This is a genomic window from Aeromonas sp. QDB18 (genome assembly GCF_027705325.1).
GTDB lineage: Bacteria > Pseudomonadota > Gammaproteobacteria > Enterobacterales > Aeromonadaceae > Aeromonas > Aeromonas caviae.
In genome coordinates, this window is sequence record NZ_JAPDBQ010000324.1 from 1 (window position 1) to 894 (window position 894).

Here is an 894-nt window from a genome sequence, read left to right on the forward strand (position 1 = left end):
CAGGGCGGGATCGCACTTTGTTAATGAAATTTGAACAGGCTGATCGTCTGTGATCTAATCACGTCTCCATGCAGGAGGCGCGCTCTATGACCTTAATTGAACACCTTACCCTTGTTGAAGAAACCCGCTCTGATATCAATCGTAAACATGATCTTGTTGATGTCATGTTTCTTGTCATCAGCGCCATCATTAGTGGCGCCGAGGGCTGGCGGGACATAGAGACCTATGGCAATTCAAAGGCCGATTGGCTCCGTCAGTATCGCCCCTTTGCCAATGGCATCCCGCGCCGTCACACCATTGCTCGCATTCTGCGCTGCATTGTCATCGATACCCTGCTTGAAGCATTGCTGTGCTGGGTCAATGAACAGCGCACTCATCAGGGAAAACCCATAATTGCCTTTGATGGCAAGGTGTTACGCGGCTCCTTTCGGGGAAATGCCAAGGATGCTCTGCAGTTGGTCACGGCCTACGATACCGAAAATGGGCTGGTGCTAAGCCAGAAAGCAACCCCGAACAAGAAGGGGGAAATCGAAACCGTCAAAGAGATGCTGGACATTCTTGAACTCAAGGGGGCCGTTGTCACGCTTGATGCCCTGCATTGTCAGCGAGAAACATTGCAGAAAATCAGCGAGAAGAAGGCTCATGTGGTGGTACAGGTAAAGAAGAATCAGCCAAAGTTGTACCAAGCCGTTCAGTCACAATTCCAGGCACTGTTTGACGCTCAGAAAGAGAAGATTGTCGTCGAGCACAAAGAGAGTGGGCATGGTCGTCAAGAAGAACGCTATGTGTTTCAATTAAAAGCAAAATTACCGCCAGAGTTAGCAGAGAAATGGCCGACAATCCGCAGCATCATTGCCGTTGAGCGCCACCGCAGCGCCAACGGAAAAGGAACGG

At 50.4% G+C, this 894-nt stretch carries 1 protein-coding gene; it reads left to right on the forward strand.

Translation table 11 applies throughout. From position 1 onward, the window contains the following. Positions 1 to 86: 86 nt before the first annotated feature. Positions 87 to 894: ISAs1-like element ISAeme2 family transposase (locus OKC30_RS21155; protein WP_270804314.1), on the forward strand; the 808-nt coding region annotated here is incomplete at its 3' end.